At 68.1% G+C, this 5,610-nt stretch carries 6 protein-coding genes; all 6 read right to left on the bottom strand.

Features of this window, described 5'->3' with window-relative positions:
- Positions 1-26: 26 nt before the first annotated feature.
- Positions 27-902, bottom strand: a complete 876-nt coding sequence (locus U9980_RS04920) for a PHB depolymerase family esterase (protein WP_322766877.1) — start codon at positions 900-902, stop codon at positions 27-29.
- Positions 903-1,155: 253 nt separating this feature from the next.
- Positions 1,156-2,343, bottom strand: a complete 1,188-nt coding sequence (gene rlmN, locus U9980_RS04915) for a 23S rRNA (adenine(2503)-C(2))-methyltransferase RlmN (protein ID WP_322766876.1) — start codon at positions 2,341-2,343, stop codon at positions 1,156-1,158.
- Between the two features lie 20 nt (positions 2,344-2,363).
- Entirely contained in the window at positions 2,364-3,248 is an 885-nt protein-coding gene (locus U9980_RS04910; protein WP_322766875.1) for a phosphatidate cytidylyltransferase, read from the bottom strand.
- Between the two features lie 98 nt (positions 3,249-3,346).
- Positions 3,347-3,904, bottom strand: a complete 558-nt coding sequence (gene frr / locus U9980_RS04905; protein WP_322752117.1) for a ribosome recycling factor — start codon at positions 3,902-3,904, stop codon at positions 3,347-3,349.
- On the bottom strand, positions 3,901-4,692 hold the full coding sequence (gene pyrH / locus U9980_RS04900) for a UMP kinase (protein WP_416210157.1): 792 nt from the start codon (positions 4,690-4,692) through the stop codon (positions 3,901-3,903). The genes frr and pyrH overlap by 4 nt, the downstream gene beginning before the upstream one ends.
- A gap of 108 nt (positions 4,693-4,800) precedes the next feature.
- Positions 4,801-5,415 (bottom strand): translation elongation factor Ts, encoded by a 615-nt coding sequence (tsf, locus tag U9980_RS04895; protein WP_322748301.1) that lies wholly within the window; start codon positions 5,413-5,415, stop codon positions 4,801-4,803.
- Positions 5,416-5,610: the final 195 nt, after the last annotated feature.

Raw genomic sequence — 5,610 nt, 5'->3', positions numbered from 1 at the left:
TGAGGCCGTTGACGCGGGCCGTACCGCTATCGCGGGGCTGATCCGGCGGCGCTCGGCGTCGGGGTGGCGGGCGCGGGCCCCGGATGTCCGCGGAAGAAGGCGAGGGCGACCTCGGTGGCGCTGAACTGCGCACGCGCCGCACCCTTGGGCGGGTCGGCATCCGGATCGGGCCACACGTGGCCACCACCCACACTTGCCAGCAAGCCCACGTCACGGCCGCGGGGACAGGCCGTGAACACCAACCGCCGAAGAGCGGTGGTGTCCCGCACCCACGTGTTCGCCGGCCCACAGCCGACGGAGCCGGCGTAACGGTCGAGGCGGGCCTGCATCGGCTGTGCCTGGGTGCCGTCGAAGGGTGCGGGACGATCCACTCCGCCGCCCTCCAGCGGCGTCACCGGGTCGCTGGTTCCGTTGATCGCCAGCAGGCTCGGCACGGGACCCGGACAGCTGGCGGGTAGGACGGCAAAGGCCACCGGCACGACCGCGGCGAAGGTCCCCGGCAGGGCACAGGCCGCCGTGATGGCCATGTCCGCGCCGTCCGCCAGCCCGGTGGCGAACACCCTGCGGGTATCCAGGCACATCCGGGTGCCCAGGTCACCGATGATCGCGGCTACGAACGCCACGTCGTCCGGCCCGATGGTGGCCCGGCGCGGGAAGTTCCACCGGCCGTTCGCGCCGTTCGGGGTGACAACGACATAGCCCGTCGTGGTGCCGATCTCCGCCAGATGGGCGTAGCGCTCCAGCGCGGCCGGGTCCTCTCCGAAGGCGTGAAAGGCAAGGACGAGCGGCAGTGCTCGGGTATGGGCGTCGACGGCGGGAACCGCCAGCTGGTATGTACGGGTGTCCGCCCCGACCCGGACCGACTGCTGGCTCGACCCGGCCGCGATGGTCCTGGCGGTCACGCATCCACTCGCCGCGGTCGGCGCCGGTGCCGGCGTTGGTGGCCCAGTGGCGCCGGGTCCACCGCCGGGTCCGCCGGTGGGGCCCCCGGCGGTACCCGCCGACTGCCCCACCCTGGTCTGCGGGCCGGGATCGTCGCCACCGAAGTAGAGGACCAGCCCTATGATGATCAGAATGGCCCCGGCCGCCGCGGTTACCGGAACCCAGCGCGGGTTGCGGTCGCGACGGGCGACCGATCGACGGGACGAGCGGCGGTCACCCGGCGGCACTGTCACTCCGGTCCGACCCGTCAGCCGCCAGCTGCCCGCACGCTGCGGCGATGTCGCGTCCCCTCGTATCGCGCACAGTCGCCGCAATTCCGCGCTGGCGTAGCCGACGGACGAACTCCCGCTCCCGGCCCCGTTCGCTGGCCCGCCAGGACACCGCCCGGGTCGGGTTGAGAGGAATCAGGTTGACGTGCGCAAGCCGACCGGCAAGGAGCCCGGCCAGGGCGTCGGCGCGTTCCGGCTGGTCGTTGACGTCGTCGATCAGCGCATACTCGATGCTCACCCGGCGTCCGGTCACCTCGGCGTACTCCCAGGCCGCGGCGAGTACCTCCGCCACGGGCCAGCGCCGATTCACCGGGACGAGGCGATCACGCAACTCGTCGTCGGGTGCGTGCAGGGAAACGGCCAGCGTCACCGGCAGGCCCGTCCCGGCAAGCCGGCGCATCGCCGGCACCAACCCGACCGTGCTCACCGTGATTGACCGTGCCGACAGCCCCAGGCCCACCGGTGCCGGGCCACTGAGCATCCGCAATGCGGCGATCACAGTGGCATAGTTGGCCAGCGGCTCGCCCATACCCATGAACACGACGTTCGACAGCCTGGTCGGGCCGCCGGCCAGCTCCCCGCGCACAAGCGTCCGGGCCGCCGCGACCACCTGGTCCACGATCTCGGCCGTGGACAGGTTGCGGGTGAGCCCACCCTGGCCGGTCGCGCAGAACGGGCAACCCATCCCGCACCCGGCCTGACTGGACACGCAGACCGTGGACCGGTCGGGATAGCGCATCAGCACCGACTCGATCAACACGCCGTCAAAGGCCCGCCACAGCGTCTTGCGCGTGTCTCCACCATCACAGGTCATGACGTTCACCGGCGTCAGCAGCACCGGCAGCAGCGCTTCCACCAGCCCGGGGCGGGAGGCGACGGGAAGATCCGTCATCGCCTCCGCATCGTCGGCGCATAGATGCCTGGCGAAATAATGGCGGGAGATCTGGTCGGCCCGGAAGGCCGGCTCGCCCAGGGATACCGCCAGCTCGCGGCGCTGCTCGACGGTGAGGTCAGCGAGATGGCGGGGTGGGCGCACCCGGGCGGAGCGGACCAGCGTCACCGGTAGCGGTAGCGGTAGCGGTAGCGGTAGCGGTAGCGGTTGCGGCGCCGAGGCGGCGGAGGAATCGGTCATGACCCGTCCAGTCTGCCAGGTCACGATGGTGGCGCGAAGGCGGTGATCAGCAGCCAGGCAACGGGCGCCGTACACAGCACCGAGTCCAACCGGTCCATGATCCCGCCATGTCCCGGCAGCAGGTTGCCCATGTCCTTGATACCGATGTCCCGTTTGAGCAGCGACTCGCCCAGGTCACCGGCGGTCGCCGTGCAGGCGATCGCGATGCCGAGCACCGCCCCCTGCCAGAGTGCGGCATGCAGGGGCCAGGCCATCGAAACACTGGCGACGATCACACATACGACGACGGAACCGGCAAAGCCCTCCCAGGACTTACCCGGGGACACCGTCGGGGCGAGCTTGTGCCGCCCGCCCGAGAGGACGCCTGCGGTGTACCCGCCGATGTCACTTGCCGCGGCGGTCGCCAGGAACGCGACCATCCGCCGCGGCCCGTCCGGCGGGCTGGTCAGCAGGGCCGCGAAACCGGCCGGGAGACCCACGTACGCCGCGCAGAACACACCGGCCGCCACGTCGGTCAACAGGTTCTTGTCCGAGTAGGCCAGCCGCCAGGCGGTCGTCACGACGGCCGTCGCGGCCAGGGCCAGCACCAGACCGGAGGTACCGGTGAGGTAGGCCACCGCTGGCATGGCCGCCGTCCCCACCGCGAGCGGCGGCAAAGCGATCTTTATCCCGCACAGGCGCAGCGCCCTGACCATCTCGAACACGCCAACCGTGACAGCCGCACAGATCACGGCAATCCACAGCGGACGCACCGTGAACAGGGGCACAATGATGATCAATGCCAGCGCGATACCGACTATGATCGCCGCGGGAAGATCCCGACCTGCTCGCACCCGACGCACCTCGAGCTCGCGGGTCGCATGTCCGACACCCGTCACGAGATCCTCACCCAAGGCCCTGACCATGAACTGCTCGTACCGCCCGGACCGACGAGCGTGTGCAATATCACCCTGGAACGTATTCGACTCACGGCAACGGACGGCAAAGTGCCTGTCGGTGTCGGTCAGACGGCCAACAGCTCCGACTCCTTGTGCCGCAGCAACTCGTCCACCTGGCCGACATATCGATGCGTTGCCTCTTCCAGGTCCTTCTCCGCGCGCCGGCCCTCGTCCTCACCCGCATCGCCGTCGCGGACGATGCGGTCGATGGCCTCCTTGGCGTGCCGGCGGACGTTACGGATACTGATCTTCGCATCCTCCGCCTTGGTCCGCGCGACCTTCGCGAGATCCCGTCGACGCTGCTCGGAGAGCTCGGGAAAGATACAACGGATGATCGTTCCGTCGTTGCTCGGGTTCACGCCGAGATCGGAGTCTCGGACGGCCTTTTCGACCGCAGCCAGCGAGCCCTTGTCATACGGCGTGATAATGACCATTCTCGGTTCCGGTATGTGGAACGACGCCAGCTGGCTCACCGGCGTCGGCGCGCCGTAGTAGTCAACGAGAACCTTGGAGAACACCGAAGGAGTGATCCGCCCCGTCCGGATGGTGGCGAAATCGTCCTTCGCGACCTGGACCGCCTTGTCCATCTTCTCCTCGGCCTCGAGGAGCACGTCGTCGATCACGATCGTCCTTCCGTCCCGCCCTCGTCCACACTGACCAGAGTGCCGATCTTCTCACCGCGGACGGCCCGCAGTATGTTCCCCTCCGTCAGCAGGTCGAAAACCACGATCGGCAGCCGATTGTCCATGCACAGGCTGATGGCCGTAGCGTCCATGACCTTCAGCCCGCGAGCCAGCACCTCGCCGTAGACGAGCGTGTCGAAACGAACCGCATGGGGGTTCGTCGTGGGGTCGGCGTCGTAGACACCGTCGACCTTGGTGGCTTTGAGAACAGCCTGCGCCTTGATCTCCAGAGCCCGTTGCGCGGCGGTGGTGTCCGTGGAGAAGAACGGCGCGCCCAGGCCCGCCCCGAAGATGACGACACGGCCCTTCTCCAGGTGCCGGATAGCCCGCAGCGGCAGGTACGGCTCTGCGACCTGGCCCATGGCGATCGCCGTCTGCACCCGGGTCACCACCCCCTGACGCTCCAGGACATCCTGCAGCGCGAGACAATTGATCACGGTGGCAAGCATCCCCATGTAATCGGCCCTGGCACGGTCGACGCCACGCTCGGCAAGCCGCTGGCCGCGGAACATGTTGCCACCGCCGACCACGACCGCGATCTCGATGCCGGTCCGGTTCACTTCCGCGAGCTGGCGCGCGATGGTCGCCACCGTGTCGGGGTCGATGCCGAGAGGCTCGCCCCCGGCGAACGCCTCACCGGACAACTTCAGCAGCACGCGGTGCCAGCGCACATCCGTGCGCTCACAACCGGCTGCAGCATCTGCATCCCTGATGGCGTTCTCGGTCACGATCGGCCCCCTCGCCGTCAGCCGCAATCATCGGCCGGTGGACGTGCACTGCCAGCTAGTCTGCCCCACTCCCGCGCGCGGGAGACTTTCGGGCGGCGAGAAGCGCGGTCAGGCCTGCTTGACGTTGAATCGGGCGAAACGACCAATTTCGATCTTTTCACCGAGGGCTGACCCGGCCTGTTCGAGCAGCGCCCGAATAGTGATCTTACCGTCCCGGACCCATGGCTGCTCAAGCAGGACCACCGACTTCACGTAACCGTTCAGCCGGCCTTCCACAATCTTCGGAAGGGCTGGCTCGGGCTTGCCCTCCTCGCGAGCGGCGGCCTCGTAGATCTTCTTTTCCTGCTCAAGGACCTCGTTCGGGATCTGCTCCGCGGTCACGTAGAGCGGGTCAGCCGCAGCGATATGTTGCGCGATGTCACGCCCAAGCTGCTTGAACTGGTCGGTTTTGGCAACGAAGTCGGTCTCACATCGCAGTTCCAGCAGAACGCCGATGGTCGGCGGCAGCGCTGGGTCGGTCTTGTGCAGATAGGAGTCGACCAGGCCGTTGGACGCACTGCGCCCGGCCCGCTTGGCAACCTGCGCCAAGCCCTTCTCCCGCAGCCACGACCGAGCCTTCTCGAAGTCACCGTTGTTCTCGACGAGCGCTTTCTTGACGTCGCTCATTCCAGCACCGGTCAGTTCCCGGAGCTTGCGAATGTCAGCGGCTGTGATCTCTGCCATGGTGCTCTTCTCGTTCCGTCCGGCTGCTGGTGTTTGTGGGGACGCTGCTGGGACATGGCGCTGCTGGAACACACGAGCTGGCGCGCTCGCGAGGCCGACAGCGCCACGATCAGTTGGACACCGGTTTGGATCTTCTCAGACCCGGACGGCGGCAGCACCCACCGCGGTGACCGTGTCGGAATCGATCTGACCTGC

The sequence above is a fragment of the Protofrankia sp. Cr1 genome, assembly GCF_963555865.1.
Taxonomy (GTDB): Bacteria; Actinomycetota; Actinomycetes; order Frankiales; family Frankiaceae; genus Protofrankia.
The sequence above is the reverse complement of the archived record's forward strand: the minus strand, read 5'-3'. Positions and strand labels throughout refer to the sequence as shown.